The organism is Dehalococcoidia bacterium, assembly GCA_035310145.1.
Lineage (GTDB): Bacteria > Chloroflexota > Dehalococcoidia > CAUJGQ01 > CAUJGQ01 > CALFMN01.
The window spans coordinates 1-15,635 of record DATGEL010000087.1; the positions used below are offsets into that span (position 1 = coordinate 1).

General features: G+C 69.5%; 15 protein-coding genes. 5 read left to right on the plus strand and 10 right to left on the minus strand.

What is annotated here, in order from left to right:
- Both VKV26_16215 and VKV26_16220 read right to left on the minus strand, forming a co-directional pair.
- Window positions 1-854, minus strand: an 854-nt coding sequence (locus VKV26_16215; GenBank protein ID HLZ71447.1) for a site-specific integrase, incomplete at its 3' end; no start/stop codon positions are given.
- Window positions 854-1,057 carry a helix-turn-helix domain-containing protein gene (locus tag VKV26_16220; protein HLZ71448.1) on the minus strand — a complete coding sequence of 68 codons (204 nt, stop codon included), beginning with the start codon at window positions 1,055-1,057 and terminating at the stop codon, window positions 854-856. The genes VKV26_16215 and VKV26_16220, both read right to left, overlap by 1 nt.
- A 174-nt stretch (window positions 1,058-1,231) precedes the next feature.
- Here VKV26_16220 and VKV26_16225 point away from each other — a divergent pair, with 174 nt between their 5' ends.
- From VKV26_16225 to VKV26_16240, 4 genes are all read left to right on the plus strand, one after another.
- Window positions 1,232-1,570 carry an SWIM zinc finger family protein gene (locus VKV26_16225; GenBank protein ID HLZ71449.1) on the plus strand — a complete coding sequence of 113 codons (339 nt, stop codon included), beginning with the start codon at window positions 1,232-1,234 and terminating at the stop codon, window positions 1,568-1,570.
- An 11-nt stretch (window positions 1,571-1,581) separates the two neighbouring features.
- Complete coding sequence (locus VKV26_16230) at window positions 1,582-1,854, plus strand: hypothetical protein (GenBank protein HLZ71450.1); 273 nt, start codon at window positions 1,582-1,584, stop codon at window positions 1,852-1,854.
- Window positions 1,851-2,024, plus strand: coding sequence for a hypothetical protein (locus VKV26_16235; GenBank protein HLZ71451.1), 174 nt, complete (start codon window positions 1,851-1,853; stop codon window positions 2,022-2,024). Before VKV26_16230 ends, VKV26_16235 begins: the two co-directional genes overlap by 4 nt.
- 553 nt (window positions 2,025-2,577) lie before the next feature.
- Window positions 2,578-2,991 (plus strand): hypothetical protein, encoded by a 414-nt coding sequence (locus tag VKV26_16240; protein HLZ71452.1) that lies wholly within the window; start codon window positions 2,578-2,580, stop codon window positions 2,989-2,991.
- Window positions 2,992-3,078: 87 nt separating this feature from the next.
- Here the strand turns inward: VKV26_16240 and VKV26_16245 are convergent, their stop codons facing one another.
- The 8 genes from VKV26_16245 to VKV26_16280 form a co-directional block, all read right to left on the minus strand.
- Window positions 3,079-4,326, minus strand: a complete 1,248-nt coding sequence (locus tag VKV26_16245) for a terminase family protein (GenBank protein HLZ71453.1) — start codon at window positions 4,324-4,326, stop codon at window positions 3,079-3,081.
- Complete coding sequence (locus VKV26_16250; protein ID HLZ71454.1) at window positions 4,310-4,624, minus strand: DUF5681 domain-containing protein; 315 nt, start codon at window positions 4,622-4,624, stop codon at window positions 4,310-4,312. The genes VKV26_16245 and VKV26_16250 overlap by 17 nt, the downstream gene beginning before the upstream one ends.
- Before the next feature lie 18 nt (window positions 4,625-4,642).
- The gene (locus tag VKV26_16255) at window positions 4,643-8,434 is read right to left on the minus strand and encodes a DNA polymerase (protein HLZ71455.1); all 3,792 of its coding nucleotides are present in this window, start codon (window positions 8,432-8,434) and stop codon (window positions 4,643-4,645) included.
- The gene (locus tag VKV26_16260; protein ID HLZ71456.1) at window positions 8,431-8,871 is read right to left on the minus strand and encodes a hypothetical protein; all 441 of its coding nucleotides are present in this window, start codon (window positions 8,869-8,871) and stop codon (window positions 8,431-8,433) included. Before VKV26_16260 ends, VKV26_16255 begins: the two co-directional genes overlap by 4 nt.
- Window positions 8,868-10,292, minus strand: coding sequence for a hypothetical protein (locus VKV26_16265; GenBank protein ID HLZ71457.1), 1,425 nt, complete (start codon window positions 10,290-10,292; stop codon window positions 8,868-8,870). Before VKV26_16265 ends, VKV26_16260 begins: the two co-directional genes overlap by 4 nt.
- Window positions 10,289-10,468: a hypothetical protein gene (locus tag VKV26_16270; GenBank protein HLZ71458.1), complete on the minus strand. Its 180-nt coding sequence runs from the start codon at window positions 10,466-10,468 to the stop codon at window positions 10,289-10,291. Before VKV26_16270 ends, VKV26_16265 begins: the two co-directional genes overlap by 4 nt.
- Window positions 10,468-10,842 (minus strand): excisionase family DNA-binding protein, encoded by a 375-nt coding sequence (locus tag VKV26_16275; GenBank protein HLZ71459.1) that lies wholly within the window; start codon window positions 10,840-10,842, stop codon window positions 10,468-10,470. Before VKV26_16275 ends, VKV26_16270 begins: the two co-directional genes overlap by 1 nt.
- Before the next feature lie 1,176 nt (window positions 10,843-12,018).
- Window positions 12,019-14,472 (minus strand): CoA transferase, encoded by a 2,454-nt coding sequence (locus VKV26_16280; protein ID HLZ71460.1) that lies wholly within the window; start codon window positions 14,470-14,472, stop codon window positions 12,019-12,021.
- Window positions 14,473-14,681: 209 nt separating this feature from the next.
- Between VKV26_16280 and VKV26_16285 the strand changes: the two genes are divergently transcribed.
- Window positions 14,682-15,635 (plus strand): ABC transporter permease (locus tag VKV26_16285; protein ID HLZ71461.1); only part of this gene is annotated, 954 nt, incomplete at its 3' end.

The window sequence follows — 15,635 nt, forward strand, 5'->3', positions numbered from 1 at the left end:
GTCACGAACACGCGGCCGGACCCTTCCCAGGCATCGCCGGCAACAAGCCGCGCCTCCATCTGGCGCACGCGCTCGCGGCGCAGCGCCTCCACGGCCACCGGCGGCAGCGTCAGCGTGCGGTTGCTTGTCTCGCTCTTCGGCCGTGTCAGGCGGTACTCGCCCTCCACCCGCTGCAACTGCTTGTCGATCGTGATCGTGCCGGCGTCCAGCTTCACGTCTTCCCAACTGAGTCCCAGCAGCTCGGCCTGGCGCGCACCCGTACCAAGCGCCACCGTCACCAGCGGTTCGAGGTAGTGGCCGGTGAACGCATCGAGGATGCCGCGGGCGTCCGCTGGGCTCAGCGCCTTGACCTTGCGGCGGGTCAGGGTCGGCGTCTCGGCGCGCTTTGCGGCGTTGTCGGTCACGAGTCCGTCACCGCGCGCCTTCTCCAGCGCCACGGAGAGTGTCGCGCGCGCGTGGATCACGGTAGCTGCGCTCAACCCGCGTTCGCTGAGGCCATTGAGCATCGCCTGCACGCGCGGCCGGGTCACATCGCGCAGCTTCAGCTTGCCCAGTGCCGGCGCGATGTAGTGCTTCACAGCCATGCGGTAGTGCTGCAGGGTCTTCGGGGCGAGCCCCGGCGGGGGTGCGGTTACGAAGTAGTCTTCGAGGAAGTCGCCGAGCATGAGCCGCGCGGGCGCGGGCACGTGGCCTTGCTCGACCGTACGCTGCGCCTCATGCAGCTTTCCAACTACCTCCTTGCGCGTCTTGCCGTAGAAAGAGCGGCGCGTGCCGTCCGGCAGCCGCAGCCGGGCTTCGAACAGGCCGTTTGGCCGCTCACGGACGCTGCCTTCACCGTCGTTACGCTTCGCCATCATTCGCCGTCCTCGTCCTCATGATCGGCGGCCGCCTCCAAGAAGCGGCGTAGCTCCGCTTCGCTGATGCGCCAGCCCAACTTGCGGCCGCCGAGCCGTATGCCCCGCAGTTGGCCGCTGCGTAGCCAGCGCCGCACCGTCGCCGGACTTGCTTTTACCCGTTCTGCTACGTCTTCCACGCTCAAGAGGGTTGTGTCTACCATTACCACTTCTCCTGTGCCTGTATGGTACATGAATAGACGTGACGGCTCAAGATTTACGGTTAAGTTACGTCAATGCGCTTGACATCATGGTATATGAACGGCTATGATGGTCTTGTAAGAGAGAGGCCGGTCGGGCGCTGCAAACACCCGGCCGGCAACGAGAGGAAGGGTGACATGACCACCGCATCCCCCCGGCGCCAGTCTAGCGCCTCGAAGGTGGCCCGGCTCCACCAGCACCCGGACAGCGGCGAAGTCCATGCGCTCAGCTCAAACGGTGTGTCCCGCTACGTGGTGACGCTGGGCGACTCCCCGGCCTGCACCTGCCCCGGCTTCACGCATTACAGCCGGTGTTACCACCTTGCTACGGCGCTCAGCCGCTTCCCCGCCTTCTACACCCGCCCGGCCGCCGTGATCGTCCCCGCCTCAGGTGCCAGTGTTCCGGAGCCGCCCACCCCGGCGGCTCCCGCCGTGCACCTATTCCACATCGGCGGCCGCGCCCGCCGCGCGGCGTAGGGGGTGCAGCGATGGCGACGCTGAGCACCCTTGCCACCTACGACTTCGAGGAACTGGTCATCCGCTGTGCCGAGATGGCGGGCGTGCTGCGTGCTGCCCGCCGCGCCGGCGCCGCCGTCCCCGTGCTCTGCCTGCTCGACTGCGACCCGCGCCACTGGACGGCGTGGGGGCGCTCCGAAGTCTGCACGAACTGCGGCACACGGCCGCTTGGCGCCGATGTGTGGCACGCCGCGCTGGTGCATCTGCTCCGCGAGACGACGGCCGCGGAAAGGCGGGCGGCATGAGTGCCACACCCGCGCCCCTGCCCCGCACGCATGTCCCCTGCCGGCGGTGTGGCCGCGGCGTGCTGGTCGCGCCGTATCTCGGCGCCTTTCCCGTCTTCATCCGCTGCGCCAACTGCTACCGCGATGTCAACGTTTGTCAACAACCGCGCCTCTGGAGGGAGGCCGCATGATCACCATGCCGATCGCCGGGCAGTCGCCCGGCGCCGACGCGCGGTAAGGTCGGCATTACCTGTTCCGGTGTGTTTTACAGATCGGCTGCGATTGTTTTCCAACGCGGTGCCGGCCCCGCGCGATCGGCCATCCGATCGCGGCCAGCTACGCGCGGCCTGTGCCAGAGCCGGTGTGTCCCACACAAGCTCTGCATCCGCGCCGATAATCGTCACACTGGTCCGCTGTACACTCTCCCACAGCGCGCCTAGGGCGTGTCTGACAAATATTCCGAAGGCCATTCACCAGCCGATTTCGGCGCTCTCGCGTCGCTAGCCATGCGCGGGGCAGAACCTCGAAGTTGGAATTTGAGTGCGGGTAATGACCCCGGGGCCGGTTTATCAGACACTCTCTAGGCCGGCTGTGTGGCGGCGCATACGGCATTCGCCGGGAAACGACGCACGGAGACACCCCGCCATGCCGACTTCCCGGACTTGTCCTGTCTGCCAGTGGTCGTCTTGGACGGATGAGCCGAACTGCGGCCACTGCGGTGCGGCTTACATCGATGATCGGCCGGTGGCGACGCCCTACGCGGACGCACCCGCCGCACCCGCGAGCGGCCTTGCCTGCCCCCAGTGTGGTGATCTCGCCGAGGTCAAGAAACTCACCGCGATCGTGGCCGGGGGAACCGCAACCACGGCAGTAAGCGGCGGGATCAGTGCGCGCGCGAAGACCAAGACGACGCTGGTGACGCAGCTCGCACCGCCGCCGCCGCCAGCACTGGGCTGTCTCGCTTCGATGTTCGGGCATTATACGCGCGAGACTCGCCTGAAAGTGGAGCGGCATCGGCGCCAGATGCAGCGCTGGCAGAAGCTCTACTACTGCGGTCGCTGCGACATCGTGTTTGACCCTGAGGAGCGCGAGTTCGCCGCGATCAATGTGTGGCGTGCGGCGCTCCTCGGCGATCTCGAGGGTAGACCGGGCGGATAGGCTCAGAGCCCAGAATTTCGGGTCGCGGCCTACCACGGCGCCGAAAACGCCGGCCGCTGCTGCGCCTGCGCCAGCGTGCGCCGTCCGTCACCGCCATGCCGAGCCGGCAGCCGCGCCCCACACGCTCGCTTTGGGAATGCCGACCGGCGCCACCATCTGAACCCGCCTCGGTCGGTGCGCCACAGCGAGGGCCAGGGCACACACGCAATCGTCGTGCATCCCTGCCGGCGCGCTGTAGCGTACGCCGGTGCGCGTGTACTCGTACTCGAACGCTTCCAACTCGCTCCGGATCACGCCTTCAGGGAAGTGGATCTCCCCCCGCTGGATCGCGACGGCGAGCCCTTCCATGAGCTGCTGTTTGCTGGCCTGGCTGAAGTGAAAGCCGGTGAAGTGCCCGGCGCCGCCGCGTTGCAGCGCTTCGAGGATTGGATCGCCCACGCCGGTACTGTCCACCAGCGTCCGCGTGCGGCCCGTCGCCTGCCGGATACCGTCGATCGTCTCCTGCCACGGTTTCTGCCACCGCACGAAGCGGCAGACCACGCCATCGGCGTCAAGCGCGATCCCCACAGTCCAATCGTGCGACTTGGCCACGTCCCAGCCCCAGCACACCGGCTCGGCCGCACTGAGCGGCGAGACGCCGGCGGCGATCGCCGCGGGGCCGAACGGGTTGCCTTCATCGTCCGATGGCTCGGCCAGATACAGTTCGCGAAACACGTTCTCCGGCAGTTGCCGCCGGGCGTCGTCAATCTCCGCAGCATCGAGCACGCCGGCGGCCACCGCGTCATGCGCGGTGATGCGGGCGTAGTGCATGGCCGGCTCGCCCGCTTCGGCCCGCCGTGCCAGCCGGTAGGCCCAGTTGCGCCGGCCCTTGACGTTGCCGATGATGCGCACCGGCCCGCGCGTCGCTGTGAGCGTGCTGCGCAGCGCGTGCCACGCCTCTTCCTTGCAGCGCGTCGCCTCATCGATCACCGCGGCGTAGACATCTTCTCCGTAGAGCGCATCGGGCTTCTCGGCGCTCTTGAACGCCAGCACGGCGCCGTTGGCGAGCGTCAGCGTCAGTTCCGTCTCGTTCGCCACGTAGACCGCGGGCGGGAAGCCGCGTTTCAGCCGGCGATAGGCGATGCGGGCGACGGGGTAGTAGGGCGCGACCCACCAGTAGGCGCGGCCGGCGGCGCCCGCCATCGCCTGCTCGGAAAGCCACGCCATGCAGCCGACCGTCTTGCCGCTCTTGGTTGAGGCCTCGATGATGGCGTAGCGCTCGGGGCAGAAGATGGCCGCAAGCTGCTGCGGGTAGAGCCAGGGCCGTTCGTAGACGAAGCTAGTCGCCGTCGTCATCGCGCTCTCCGAGCTTGAGCGTGAACAGGACGGGCGCGACGCGGCCGGGGAGCATGAGCGGCTCGGGCACCTTGCCGTCCACCCGCTCTAATACGGTGCGGATGGCGGCCACGTCGCCGTCGAGTGCCTTCGCCACCAGCACGCGCGCCAGTTCCTGCGCCCGCGTTGCCTTGCCGTCTTCGCCGGTAGGCCGCGCCAGTTCGTAGCGCAGAAAGTCGGCGACGGCGGCACCGCGCCGCGGCCGGCCGCGGGGGTTGCCGCTCTGGCCCCTCGCGAATGGCCTTCCTCGCACTGGCATGGCTGTTCCTCCGCTGCTTTACAGCGGGCTTCCCGCCCAGTCCTGGGCAATGGTCACGTCGCAGGCGATCGGCACGTCGGGCACCAACTCGGCGCCGGCCGCCTCCATGTGGCCGCGCAGCCATGCCGCAACTGCTTCGGCCTCGCCCGCGTCGCACTCGATCACGATCTCGTCATGCACACACAACACCGGCGCGGCGGCCGGCTGCGCCGCCCGGTCTTCCCACAGGCGCGCCAGCGCCAGCTTGAGCACGTCGGCGCCGCTGCCCTGCACCGGACTGTTCAGCCTCTCCGTGAACTTCTCGACACCGAGCCGCCGCCGGCCGGTCAGCGTTCGCGTTTCGGTGTCCTTGCCGCGGCCTTCGCGTTCGTGCCAGGCGCGCAGACCGGGGTAGGCGCGGAAGAAGGCGTCTCGGAAACGGACGGCCTCGGGCTGACTCAGCGTGACGCCGTAGCCGGTGACGTACTCGCGCAGCGCCGTCGCGCCCATGCCGAAGGTCAGGCCGAAGTTGAGCGCCTTCGCAAGCTGCCGTTCATCTTTCGTCACGGCGTCCGCTGCTTTGCTCAGCACCGCTGCCGCCGTGCGGGCGTGCAGATCGTCACCGCGCGCGAAGGCCGAACGCAGGGCGGCGTCGCTGCTGATCTGCGCGGCGAGGCGCAACTCGATCTGTGAGTAATCCGCTTTGATAAGCACGCGGCCCGGCGCCGGGCGAAAGCAGGCGCGATAGGCCGGGTCGCGGGGGATGTTTTGCAGATTCGGCCGGGTGCAGGCCATGCGCCCGCTGGCCGCGCCAAGCTGGCGATAGTCGGCGTGAATGCGGCCAGTCGTCTCCGTGACGTGTTCCAGGAAGGTAATCCCGTACGTGCCGGCGCGCTTGCTGGCGTCGCGGTAGCGCAACAGCAGGGGCGCCAGCGGCTCGGCGGCCGCGAGCGCCGTGAGCGTCGCTTCGTCGGCGCGCGGCACGTCGTGCCCGCGCGCGCGCAGCAGTGCCGCCACCTGGGCGGGGCTATCCCAGTTGATCGTGCTGTGCTCGAACATGTCCCCGGTTCCGGCCGCCTTCGTCAGGTCGTCGCCCAGCGTCAACCGCTCGGCCACGGCGGCGTTACTGAGCGCAAGCCAGCGATCGGCGTCGAAAGGGGCGCCGGTGTGCGTGAGCCAGGCCAGCGCCGGCAGCGCCCGCATCTCGATGTCCGCCACCCGCTCAAGGCGCGCGGCGTGGAGTTCAGCCTGAAGGCGTTCGGCCAGCGGCAGCAGCACCGCCGCATCGAGCGTGGCGTAGCGAAGCTGCGCGTCGGTCAGCGGGCCGCTCCAATCGCTTCGCTGCTCCGTCTTATCCAGCGTCAGGCCGGCGCAGCGGTCAGCCACCGTCGCCAGCGTGAACGTGCCGCGTTCGCTCGGCTCACCGGCCGCAAGCAGTTGTGCGGCCAGCATCGTATCGAACAGCCGTGCGCCGTCCGGCACGGGCAGCTCGGCGGCCATCAGGAAGCGCAGGTCAAAGGCGAGGTTGTGGCCGGCCAGGCGCGGGCTGTCGGGGCCGGCGAAGAGCGGCGCCAACAGTCGGGGCTCGACATGGAAGGCGTCCACCACGTACACCCGCTCCGGCGTGGCGAGCTGAAGGAGCCTGAGCCGGTCGCGGTGTGGGTCAAGGCCGGTCGTTTCTGTGTCCAGGCCCAGCAGCGGCGCGCGGGCCAACTCCGGCAGCACGGCACGCAGCCGCGTGGCGTCGGTGATGCGCTCGAACGCGGGCGCGGTGGGGCAGGCGGTGCCGGGCGCGGCTGCCGCGTTGGTTGCCGTCGCCGTTTTAGAACAGGAGCGGAAAAGATCGTCCCCATCGTCCCCATCGTCCCCGGACGGCGTTTCAGGCGTGGAATCGGCCCGATCGGGGGACGATGGGGGACGATGCCCCCTCTTGGGGGACGATGGATCGGTGTGGGCATCGTCCCCCGTGCAGCGAGGATCGTCCCCCAAACCGGCCCCGTCCACGCGTGAATCCGTCCCGTCGGGCGGCAACGGGGACGATGGGGACGATGGGGACGATGGATTACCCGCTTCTTCTGAATCGGGTGGTTCCTGCATCCACCACAACCGAATCAGCCGGGTGCGGCTGTGCGGCGCCCGCTCAAACTCCACCCCGATTGCGATCGCGGCGAGGCTCGGCGCCAGCCGCCGCAGCGCGTTGGTGAGCTGATTCGCTTGCTTCGGCCAGCCGGCCGGCAGGCGCTTCAGTTCTGTCTCGCTCAGGTACTCCCCGAGCTTCGCCAGCAACTCCGTCGCCGTGCCCTCCCACGGCGCCGCGGCCGCGAAGTCGCGCATGAACGCCGTGAGCGGCTTCACGAGTGGCGAATCGTCCAGCGGCAGCGCCGTGGCGTCGGCCCGGTTGCCGGTGTAGGCGGCGAGGAAGATTTCGGCCGTTGCGCCGAGCGCCGGGGCCAGCGCCGCGCCCCAGCACGCGTAGTCCGCCATGCGCGGCGGCCGGGCGATGCTGACCTGGGGTTCATTGCGCAGCCCGGCGCTGAGGGCGTCGAACAGCGCGCCGAGCAGCCGCGGCCGCTCGTGCTCGAACGCAGGCCAGAACTGCCGTTCCGGCACGGTGGTATGCAGCGGCGGCGGGTAGAGCAGCAGGGCGCGATCCAGCAGGTCGCCCCGCTCGATGAAGTCGGTGATGCCCGTCAGCAGCACCGGCCGCATCGCGTCGAACACGCGCTCCTCATCGTCGCTGTACATCTGCCGCGTGCCGAAGCCGCCGCCGGTGGAGAGCCGGCAGAGCGCATCGGAGAGCCAGCCGGGCAGGCGGCTGAAGTTGTCGTAGGAGAGCAGCCAGGTGTTATTCGCCGCCACGGCCAGATCGCGCGGCTCACGCGGCTCGGCGCGCAGCGGCGGCACGGCGGGATCAAGCAGCTCCTTCAGCACGCGCCCGGTGGTGCTCTTGGCGCGCCCCTGTCCGCCCAACAGCGCGAGCACCGGGTACGGCCCGCGGCCGCGAAACGCCTGCAAGAGCCACGTCACCAGCAGCAGGAAATCATCGTCGCTGCCCACGTTGACGTAGCGGCGCAGCGTGGACACGTCCCCACCGGGCAGCGGCTCCGGCAACGCCTGCGTGTGCGCCGGCCGCCAGAAGCGCACCGGCGGGTCAGACACCACACGCCAGCCCGCGGCCGTGATGGCGACGGCGTGCCAGCCGTCATCGGCCAGATCGAGGTACAGGGCGCCGCCGGCTTCGGCCACGCGCAAGAACACCGGCTGTTCGGGGCCAGCGTGGTACGCCTGCCCGTCCAACACCGTGAGCGCGTCCTGAAGCGCCTGCCCGCCCGGCGTCGCGCCTTCCGCCCGGTACAGCTCCCCGGCCAGATAGCGCCGGAACGCGCCGGAACGCAGTGGCCGCGTCTCGCGGTGGTCACCGATCGGATAGGTGGCGAAGCCGCGTTCGTCGGGGGTGTGGAACAGGTCGATGCCCAGCTCGGCCGCGAGACGCACGAGCCGTGTTGCCTGCGAGGGGCCACGGCCGCCGGGTGCGGGCGGCGTGTCGGACGTGTCCCCATCCCCGTCAGCGGCGCCGGCCGGCGCGGCCGCATCCAGCGCGGACTCGGCCGCGGCCAGGATCTCCAGCAGGCGGGCTTCCACGGTGGCCGGGTCGGGACAGGTGCCGTTGAGCCGGCCGGCGAGGGCGTCACCGAAAGCGGCGCGGCCTTTGTGGGTGGTCAGGTTCACGCCATCCGCGAACACCTGGGCGCCGTGCTCCAGCACACGCACCACGCCGTAGACATAGCCGCCTCTGCGGCGGAACTGGCCGGCGTCGAAGGTGACGGTCATGGCGTCACCTCCACCCGCACCCCGAGATCGCGGGCGTCGGCCGGCGGGCCGTAGCGGGCGCTGAGCCACGGCGCGGCGCGGCGGTAAGGCCAGCCGTGCAACGCCATCAGGAAGCTGGCGGCGTCGCCGCTGCGCCGACAGGAGAGACACCACCAGCGGCCGGCGCTCGGGTCGATGATCACGCAGCGCCCGCTCTTGCTGCCGTGCAGCGGCTCGTGGCCGCAGTCGAGCCGGCCGCGGCCGTGCGGGCGTACCGTGTTGCCCGTGGCCTCGAACAGCTCGGCCAGCGGCACGTGTGCCCAGCGGCTCGGCGGCGGGGCATTGTCAGGGTGCGCTCGGCCCGGCTGTTGGAGCCGGGCGAGTTGTTCGCGCGCGACCCGGCGGGCCAGCGGGTCGCTACCCGCGGCCTGCCTGCGGAGCTGAGCGGCGGCGTTCACGAGGCCACCTCCCCGGCGTCGCCCGCGCGCCGCTTGTAGGAGGTCAATTGGTCGAGGTAGCTCCGGCCGCTGTCGTAGAGCCAGTCATCTTCGTCATCCCAGACGCGCTCTGGCTCAGGGCGTGGCGGGAAGTTCGGCGCGAAGCGCTCCCTTTCGACTTGTACCGCATGCCGCACAGCTTCCAGCGCCGCCCGGTGCGGGGCCAACTCGGCGTCGAGCGCCTCGCTGAGCGGCGCGAGCTGTTGCTCGTAGCGCGCCAGGATCGCGGCCAGATCGCGGGCCACCTGATTGAGCGTGGCCCGCTGCGGGGCGATTGCGGCCTCCCACATCGCCTCGGCGTCGGTACGGGCCGCGTCTTCGGCCTCAGCGAGCCGCGCCGCGAGGTTGTGATCGACATATGGGCGGATGGCCTCGCGGACGATGCGCGCCAGCTCGCCTGGATGGAGCGCTTCGAGCGCGTCCAATTCCACCACGCCGCGCCCCTGCCGCGCCTCGAAGATCATGTTGCCGGGCTTGCCGTCGCCGGGCTCGTTCGGAAGCCGGTAGGCGTCCACCTGTTCGCGGGTGAGCACGAGCGGAATCAACTTGATGTCGGCGTTCTCTTCATCCAGGTAGTGCGGCAGCCAGAATTGCAGTTGCCGGCTGACCTGTGTGGGCATGCCCCAGCCGGCGTGATCGAAGTCCGAGACATAGAAGATGCGCACCGGCTTGCCCGATGCCACGCGGCGCCTGAGTAGGCGGACGGCGCCGGTTATGGACTGGTAGCCCACGCTGGTGACGAGGTTGACGCCGAGGCCGCGGCCAACGGGCAGCAACACGTCATCCATCGTGGACTTCTCGGCAAACACCTCGATGTGATACGGCTGGTCGGCCGGGTCGTAGGTGTAGCCGTCGATGAAGACGTGGGGCATCCGCAGATGCAGGTTGCTCGCCAGACTGGTGGTGATCGTCGGAATGGACAGCAACGGCTCGTCCAGCCACGCTTCCGGCTCGGGCAGCTCGCGGTGCGAAACGTACACATGCGGCGCTGGATTGCGCTGGTCGATGAAGGCATCGGGCGAAACGCGGCCGAGATAGCGGGCGTGACGGGAAGCGTCCTGCAGGTAGTCCCAGCACGACTTCAGGTTCTCGTACGGCCGGCCATCGGGCAGCAGCACATCATGCTGCACGTATACTTCGTAGTGCATGCGCCGCAGATGGACGCCATCCGTATAGCCGAAGCGCTGCCAGAGGCCCGCGAACCAATCGGCCTGCTGGTGGTGCATGGGTGAGCCACTGAAGAACGGGTCGCTTTCTCGATTCAGTGCCAGCAACGAGGGGATGGGCTGCCGCAACTGCTTGGCGAGCGCCTTGACGGCGGCATAGCCGCGTGGGCTGGCAGTTCTCTCAGGGCTGGCTCGCGCCGAGGTAATTGCGCTCACGGCTCACCGCCGAACAGCTCGGCGACGGGCCAGACGCGGCAGCCGCACATCCCGGTCCGGGGTGTCAGGTAGTGGCTCAGCAGCCGGCGCTGTGCAATGGTCAGAGTCTCATCAGGCACCAGACCGTCGGGTGCGTGTTGGGCCAATGTGCGGAACGTCGCGAGTACCGCCGCCATCAGCGCACCCCCATAGCCGCAGCGGTTGCCACGCTCCGCTCGATCAGCCCCTCAACGCTCCGCGTGCTGACGAGGGTTTTTCCTCGGATTCGCACCGCCTCAAGCTCGCCGTCGCGCAACAACCGCCAGATCGTCCACCGACTCACTGAGAGGCGTTCAGCGGCCTCGGATTGGGTAATCGTCATCGCCGACAAATCATCCCCCATCACCGCGCGGCAACATGCGGAACCGCGCGGCACACTCATCGTGTGGCGCGTCAGGGCCTCATGTCCGGCCGAATCCGGATTCGGCCGTTTTGGGCCATTTAGCCCTTGCGGCGTGGATGGGGAGATGGGTTCCTGACGGCGTGTGCCACGACCATGGCCCGCGCCCATGCGGCCATCAGCCGTGGGGGGAGGATTACATGCCCCGTCACGTTCTGATGCGTCGCGTAATGCTTCCGCGCTTGTTCACCCGAACTGAATCGCAGGTCCGGTGCGACCGTTTCCCACTTTAAGTTGCGCAAATTCAGCTGTTTCGAGACGAACCCATCATAGTGATTGGTACACGCCTCGACGTAGGGCCGGCAGATGTCGCACTCGTAGACATACCTCGTATCCTCCGGAATTTGTCTGCTACGGCCGCCTATGGGCTCCGGTGTGTAGCCAGGCGCCCACGCTGCCTCAGTCGGCGCTCGGCGCACGTCCTCCGCTTTGCGCCACCACCCCGGGTCGTTGAAGCAGTCGGTGCAGAGATGGCCGCTCGCGTTCGTCAGGCCCGTGAAGGCCACGCCGGACCGTCGGCACTCCCGGCAGATCCACGAGGCGCGCACGGCGTCCATCATGGCGTCAAACCGGCGGCGCTGCTTCTCGGCGCATGCCCCGCAGAGCACTTCGCGTGGCTCAAGGCCCGGGTGACCGCCGCGCAACTGCTCCGGCGGGAAGGGCTTATGGCAGGCGCTACAGAAAAACGGCGAAGACAGTAGACTGGTCATTGTGCGCGGTGCCTCCAACACCGTTCACCTTGCCGCCGGGCTGTTCGCGCAGTCGCGGCGGTTTACCATTTTACGGTGTTTCGGTGCGATGGCGTCAGCGCGCGTACGATTGTGATGTGGCGTTCAACCGCCTACGGCATTCGCCCTATCACGTAATCGCCCACTTCAGCGCGCGGCAGGAGCGAGCCACGCGGCTAACTACTGCGTCGAGGTTTCATCGTGCGATGTGCAAGTTCGTTGCTGTACCCCCACGCATACCCCCACGGTGAGGCAACAGGTTGCACCACGACGCCCCGAACAGGGTGTCACGTAGGCGTGAAACGCAACCCGACGCACTACTCTGCACCGCTGTTCAACCAATTCGTAATGAGCGGGTCGGGGGTTCGAGTCCCTTCTTCGGCTCCGGATTGCAGGTGTGGAACCCGGCGATTTGGCCGGGCTTTCGCTTGCCCGGCGTCTCCGATGTCCCTGCGCGTGCCCTCACGCCCCTGCGGCGGCCGACCTTCCGTTTCGCCGCAGGCCCGCTGCTCATGCGGGTGCGCGGGCGGGGCCGCGCGCTGCGTCGGCACGCATCCGGCTACTCGAAGACGGCGGCGGCACGCAGTTCCGCGATCTGCTCCGGGCTAAGGCCGATCACCTCGCGCAGCACCTCGTCGGTGTGCTGACCCAGCGCCGGCGCCGCGCTGCGCACCCGCAGCGGCGTGCGCGAGAAGTGCCAGGGCAGTCCGGCGTGCTGCGCCCCCGTGCACTCGGGGTGCGGCAGCTTCACCCAGAAGTCGCGCGCCGCAAGCCGCGGGTCTTCGACCAAATCCTTCGGCGTCTGCACCACCTGCGCCGCGATGCCGGCCGCACGCAGCGCCGCGGCCGCCTGCTCCGCCTCACGCTCTCGCGTCCAGGCGCCAATCGCGGCGTCGATCGCATCCTCGTGCGCTTTGCGGCCGGCGCGGCTCGCCAGCGTCGCATCGGCGGCGAGATCGGCGCGGCCGATCGCCCGCACCAGCGCCTGCCACTCGCCGTCGCTCCAGCAGGCCAGCGCCAGCCAGCGGTCTTCGCCCGCGCACGGGTAGACGCCTTGCGGCGCCTCGAAGGCGTCGCGGCTCTCCATGCGCGGCGGTTGCTCGCCGGTCATCTGGTAGCTCAGCAGCCCTTCAGCGATCAGCGGCATCGCGGCTTCCCACTGCGACATGTCGATGAACTGGCCCTCGCCGCTGCGCCGGCGATGGTGCAGGGCCGCAAGCACTGCGACGGCGCCGTGCAGGCCCGCGTTGTAGTCGATGTAGGAGATCGCGACCTCGCGCGGTGGTCCCCCGCGGTAGCCGGTGAGGCCCATCAGGCCGATCAGCGGGATCTGCACCGGGCCGTAGCCGACATAGGCCGCCTGCGGGCCGCTCTGGCCGAACCCCGCCATCGAGATCTGGATGATGTCCGGCTTGATCCGCTTCAGCTCCTCGTAGCCGAGACCCATGCGCGGCATCACGCCGGCGCCGAAGTTGTCCGCCACGATGTCGGAACGCCGGATCAACTCGTGCAGGATCTCCATGGCGCGCGGGTGCCGGGCGTTGATCTGCAGGCTGCGCTTTCCCTGGCTGTACTGGTTGAAGAAGCCGCCCGTGTTCGGCGTGCGCTGGCCCTTCCAGAACGGGGGAATCGCGGCGCGGCCGGTGTCGAGCCGGGTGGCGGATTCGATCTTGATCACGTCGGCGCCCAGGTGCGCGAGCTGCATCGTCAGCACCGGGCCGGCGACCACCCAGGTGAAGTCGGCCACGCGCACGCCCGCCAGGGGCAGGCGGGTAGGCGATCGCCGACTGGTGACAGGTGACAGGGTGGGCGTGGTCGCGTGGGCTGCAGCCGCTGCCCCGGTCTCGCTGCCCTCCGCGGCGCCGAGCACCTCCCCGTCGTGCTCGCCGAGGCGCGGGGCGCGGCGGCCCGCCTGCCAGGGGGTGGCCGAGAGCTGCCAGGGCGCGCCCGGATAGGTCCAGGTTCCGGCGTCGGGGTGGTCGTGGGCGACGAAGAAGCCGCGCGCCCGCAGATGCTCGCTGGCCAGCACGTCGGCCATGCCGTTCACCGGGGCGCAGGGCACGCGCCGCGCCTGCAGGGCATGGTAGATCTCCTGCACCGGGCGGTCCTGCAGCGCGTCCGCCAGCATGGCCATCACGGCGTCGTTGTTCGGTCCGCGCACAAGGCGGTCGGCGAAGAGCGGGCTTTCCGCCCACTCGGGATTGCCCAGGAAGTCCAGCAGCCGCCGCCACTCCTCCTCGGTGACGCACACGAGGAAGAGCAGGCCGTCGGCCAGGTGCAGGACGCCCCACGGCCCCACGATGCGGTTGCCGAGGCGCGAGGCGACCACGCCGTCGTAGGTGTAGTGCGGAATCGCGTTTTCGACCTGGCTGGCGATCGCGGCCTGCGCGGAGATGTCGATCAGCTGGCCGCCCGCGCCGGAGTCCCGCGCGGCCAGCGCTGCCAGCGTGGCGATGGCGGCGTGCAGACCGCAGACGTAGTGACCTTGCTGGCCGAACGGCTTCAGCGGCGGCAGCGCCGGGTCTTCCAGCGCGCCCGGGCTGAGCCAGAGCCAGCCGCCGGCGGCCAGGTCGCTGATCTCGCGCATGGGCAGGTCGCGGCCTTCCGCGGCGTCGAGCCCAAACGGCGTGACCAGCGTCACGATCAGGTTCGGATTCGCCTCGCGCAGCGCCGCGTCGCACAGCCCGCGCCGCTCGAGTCGCGCCGGCGAACCGCTGGCCAGCAGCACATCCGCCTCCGCCGCCAGCCGCCGGAACTGCTGCTGGCCGGCCGCCGTCTCCAGGTCCAGCACGAGGGAGCGTTTCGCCTGGTCCAGAAAGAGGTGCAGGCCGCCGGTCTCCGGGTTCTCCTTGCCGGCGGGAAAGGGCCCGCGGCGGCGCAGCGGGTCGCCTTCCGTCGGCTCGATCTTGATCACGTCGGCGCCGAACTGGCCCAGCAGCTTCGCCGCGTAGGCGGCGGCCACCAATTCGCCGCACTCGAGCACCCGCAGGCCCGCCAGCGCGCCCTCGGCCATCGTCACGCTCTCCTTCGTCCCCGCTTGCCGACAGCATAGAGAGAACGCGCCGCCGCGCAAGCACCCGCCGGCGGCGGACGCGCCTGAGAGCTTGCTTATCCACAGCTCAGCCTCTGCTCAGGGCTGCTTCAGACCCCGCTCAGCCTCGCCGCCTACGCTGGCGGCAGGGCCGTGGCCGTCGTGCCGGCACGGCGGCGGGAGGCTGGGCGGTGGACTTGGCGGAAACGATCCGCATCGCCGTAGAGGCGTTGCTGGCGAACAAGCTGCGCTCGTGCCTGACGATGCTGGGCATCGTGATCGGCGTCGGCGCGGTGATCGCGCTGATGTCGATCGGCAGCGGCGCCCAGGCGGCGATCGCCAGCAATATCAAGAGTCTTGGCTCGAACCTGATCACGATCACGCCGGGCGCGCAGAGCCAGGGCGGCATCTCGCAGGGCAACGGCAGTGCGCCGACGCTCACCCTGGACGACGCCACCGCCATCGCCGATCCGAACAGCGTGCCCGACGCGGCCGCGGTCTCACCCGAGTTGAACCTGCCCTTCACCGCGCAGACCGTATACCAGGGCCAGAACGTCGCCAGCCGCATCACCGGCGTGACGCCGGCCTACGCCGACGTGCACAACTTCCCCGCCGCGCTCGGCGCCTGGTTCACGCAGGACGACCTGGACGCCCACGCGGCGGTGGCGATGCTCGGCGCCAACGTGGCGCAGTCGCTGTTCGGCAGCGCCGACCCCACCGGCCAGAACATCAGCGTGCGCGCCGGGCGGCCGGTGCAACTGCGCGTGGCCGGGGTCTTGCAGAGCAAGGGCGGCGGGCCGCTCGGCAACGTGGACGACCAGATCCTCGTGCCGATCACGACCTTGCAGCGCCAGCTCGCCAACCCGCGTAACCCCAGGGGCGTCGCCAACGTCAGCCAGATCGTGGTGCAGGCCACCGGCGCGAAGAGCATCGTTGCGGCGAAGGACGAGATCACGCAGCTGCTGCTGACGCGCCACCGCGTCGCCGACCCGGACTTCGTGGTGCAGACACAGGACGATCAGATCTCGACGCAGACCGGCGTGACGCAGGTGCTGACCATCCTGCTGGGCGCGATCGCCGGCATCTCGCTGGTCGTCGGCGGCATCGGCATCATGAACATCATGATCGTCTCCGTCACCGAGCGC